Below are 3376 nucleotides of genomic sequence, written 5' to 3' on the forward strand. Positions count from 1 at the left end.
CCGCCGTCGCCGCGTTCGAGGCTGCCGGAGAGAACCTCGATGCGGGCAGTGAGTGAGGCGATCCGCTGCTCGGTGGTACGTTCCTCGGCCAGCAGGGCAGCCACCCGATCATCGGACAGCTCTAGCGCGGCCACACACCTGTCGTGGTGTTCATCGAGTCCGGCCTCGGCGCCTTCGAGTTCGGCTAGCAGTGTCTCGGCTGCGTCCTGTGCGTGACGGGCGTGGTCGGCGCGTTCGGAGGCCGCCGTGATCGCCTCGGTGAGCCGCGTGGTCTCCGCGTCGACGGATTCGGTGCGCGTACGCAGGTTGGCCACCTGCCCTTCGAGCCGGGCGATACCCTCACGCTGGTCGGCGATCGCCCGCACCGCCTCCAGATGGGCCCGTTCGGTGGCCTCGGCGAACGATTCCCGTTCGGCCAGCTCGGTTTTCGCCTCATCGAGTCGTTCGGCGGCCATTTCGACGGCCTCGGTCAGTTCCATCTCGGTATCGGCGGCCTCCTCGGCCTCCGTCTCGAGTTCTTCCGGATCGGGACCGCTGGGCAGCGCCGAGGGTTCGGACAGGTAGCGGCTACGTTCGCCGGCGACGCGACAGGTGGCGTCGACACGTTCGGCCAGTGCCGAGAGCCGGAACCAGCCCTGGCCGGCGGCTTCGGCGGCGGGCACGATCTCGGCGAGGTGGGTTTCGTGTTCGGCGGCGGCAGCGGTAACCGTGTCCAGTTGTGCTGTGACGGTGTCCTGTTCGCGACGCACCTCGTCCTCGACGGCGGTGTGCTGGGCCATCTCGGCACGGCGGGTCACCAGGTCGTCGGCGGCCAACCTCAGCCGGGCATCGCGCAGGTCGGCCTGGATGGTCTGTGCCCGGCGGGCGACCTCGGCCTGCCTGCCGAGCGGTTTGAGCTGACGGCGCAGTTCGGCGGTCAGATCGCCGAGCCGGTCGAGGTTGGCCTGCATCCCCTGTAGCTTGCGGACCGCCTTCTCCTTGCGGCGCCGATGCTTGAGAACACCGGCCGCCTCCTCGACGAAGGCGCGCCGGTCCTCGGGCCGCGATTCCAGGATCGCCGCCAGCCGCCCCTGTCCGACGATGACGTGCATTTCGCGGCCGATGCCCGAGTCCGACAGCAGTTCCTGCACATCCATCAACCGGCACGTGCTGCCGTTGATCTCATACTCACCGGCGCCGTCGCGGAACATCCGCCGCGTGATGGACACCTCGGAGTAGTCGATGGGAAGCGCGCCGTCGGCGTTGTCGATGGTCAAGGTGACCTCGGCCCGGCCCAGCGGAGGCCGCCCGGAAGTGCCGGCAAAGATGACGTCCTCCATCTTGCCGCCGCGCAACGCCTTGGCGCCCTGCTCCCCCATCACCCAGGTGAGCGCGTCGACGACGTTGGACTTGCCCGAGCCGTTCGGGCCCACCACACAGGTGATCCCCGGTTCAAAGCGCAGCGTCGTCGCCGACGCGAACGATTTGAACCCCTTGAGGGTCAGGCTCTTGAGATGCACGACCGACAACCCTACCCGCGGGCTACGACAGGTCCAGGTCACACCACTGTGAGGAAGGTCCCGCCCCAGTCACCTCTCGTGAAAGCCCTGGAGGTCTCGCCGGGCCACGGAGAAATCGTCGACGACCAGCGTCACCTGTCCGGGTGTGTTGCCGTTGCGCAGCCAGTCGACCAGTTGGTCGAGGTCGGCGCGTGGCCCTTCAGCGACCACCAGCACCCGGCCGTCGGCCTGATTGGCCGCATATCCGACCAGGCCCAGTTCGAGGGCACGCGACCGCGTCCACCACCGGAAGCCCACGCCCTGAACATGTCCGTGCACCCAGGCGGTCAGCCGCTGCTGTGTTGCGCTCATCACTCAAAACTAGCCGGTGTGAGCGGATTCACTCTTAGTCGGTCTCGATCTCCAGCTTGACCTCGGCACCGGCCTTGATGGTCCGCCCGACGGTGCACACAGCTTCGACGGCCCGCTCCACCACCACGAGCAACCGTTGCGCGGCCTCGGGGTCGAGTTCGGACAGGTCCACCTGCAGGATCTCCGACAGGACCGGGTACACCTCGTTCTCCCGGTCCGCGGGCCCGCTGACCCGGATCGTAGCGTCATAGTCGTCGCCGAGCCGACGCGAAAGCGGCTTGTCCGACGACATACCGGTGCACGCGCCGAGCGCGATCTTCAGCAGTTCCCCGGGCGTGAACACCCCCTCGACGTCCTCGGACCCGATCAGCACCTGGGCCCCACGCGAGCTGTGCCCGGTGTAGCGGCGGGTTCCGGTGCGCTGCACCCAGAGTTCGGTCGGGGTCTCAGTGGTGCTCATAGGTGTGGTCGGCCCTTTCGTGTGTGGAACACAAGTCGAATTTCGCGGTCCCCCGGATCACCTTGTGCACGAAACCGAGTTTCGCGACCACCGGTTCCGGTATGTCGAACGGATACAGTAGCTGTCCTCCCATTGCTGCATTGACCCGATTGAACATGGCGGACAACCATTTCCAGTCGTAGAGCAGCCGTTCGATCGGTTCGTCGGCGTAGCTCTCCAACGGCACGATGGCGCGGTCCATCGAGAAGCGCACCAGATCTTTGTCCAGCATCAACCCCGATTCCCGTGCGGTGTCGATGGTTCCTGTGATGTGGAGGTAGTGGGCGAAGCACTCGGCGAAGTCCTCCCACGGGTGCATCGTCGCATATTCGGAGATGAACGACTCATGCCAGTTCTCCGGCGCGCCGAACTTGTAGTGGCGATTGATCGCGTCCTGGTAGCTCGCTCGCTCGTCACCGAAGATCTCGCGGCACTCGTCGAGATACCGGGCGGCGCCCTCGCCGTTTTCGATCAGCACGTTCTGGTAGTAGTGGCCCACTTCATGTCGGAAATGCCCGAGCATCGTCCTATACGGTTCCCCGAGGCGCACTCGGAGGCGTTCCCGGTAGGCGTCCATCGTCTCGGCCAGGTCGATCGTCACCACGCCGTTGGCATGGCCGATCACCACCGGCTTTCCGGTGGTGATGCTCGACGTCAGATCAAACGCCAGCCCACCCTCGGTGCGCCAGAAAGGTTCGATCGGCAGTCCTAGCTCGGCGAGCTGATAAACCAACATCCGCAGGTTCACCGTGGCCGAGTGGAGCTTGTCGAGCGCGACCGTGTCGTCGGTGTCGGGATAAACCCGGATCAAGGAGCCCGCGAAGCACCGCCCACGAAGCCCCTCCTCACCCACACCGAGTTCGGCGGGCGTCACCCAGTTGCAGCCCATGTCATGCCAATTGGCACATCTCACCCACCGCCGACCGTCGATTTCAATGCCGTCGGGATGTGCCACGACCAGCGATCGGCTTGGGAGATGCACCCCGAGGCTCGCCCCGCACCGGGGACATTCCTGACTGACGAATCC

Annotated in this window: 4 protein-coding genes; all 4 read right to left on the reverse strand. The window is 66.0% G+C overall.

What is annotated here, in order from left to right; translation table 11 throughout:
* On the reverse strand, positions 1 to 1499 hold a 1499-nt coding region (locus tag KDB67_RS07130; protein WP_291014143.1), incomplete at its 3' end, for an AAA family ATPase.
* A 69-nt stretch (positions 1500 to 1568) separates the two neighbouring features.
* Positions 1569 to 1850 (reverse strand): acylphosphatase, encoded by a 282-nt coding sequence (locus KDB67_RS07135; RefSeq protein WP_291014145.1) that lies wholly within the window; start codon positions 1848 to 1850, stop codon positions 1569 to 1571.
* 34 nt (positions 1851 to 1884) lie between these two features.
* Positions 1885 to 2310, reverse strand: a complete 426-nt coding sequence (locus KDB67_RS07140) for an OsmC family protein (RefSeq protein WP_291014147.1) — start codon at positions 2308 to 2310, stop codon at positions 1885 to 1887.
* On the reverse strand, positions 2297 to 3376 hold a 1080-nt coding region (locus KDB67_RS07145; protein WP_291014149.1), incomplete at its 5' end, for a putative zinc-binding metallopeptidase. The genes KDB67_RS07140 and KDB67_RS07145, both read right to left, overlap by 14 nt.

The organism is Gordonia sp. (in: high G+C Gram-positive bacteria) (genome assembly GCF_020438995.1).
In the GTDB taxonomy this organism is placed as follows: Bacteria; Actinomycetota; Actinomycetes; order Mycobacteriales; family Mycobacteriaceae; genus Gordonia.

Bases quoted from the DNA above. Each gene is read 5' to 3' on its own strand.
- KDB67_RS07135 (WP_291014145.1), bottom strand. From the start codon at position 1,850: ATGAGCGCAACACAGCAGCGGCTGACCGCCTGGGTGCACGGACATGTT.
- KDB67_RS07140 (WP_291014147.1), bottom strand. From the start codon at position 2,310: ATGAGCACCACTGAGACCCCGACCGAACTCTGGGTGCAGCGCACCGGA.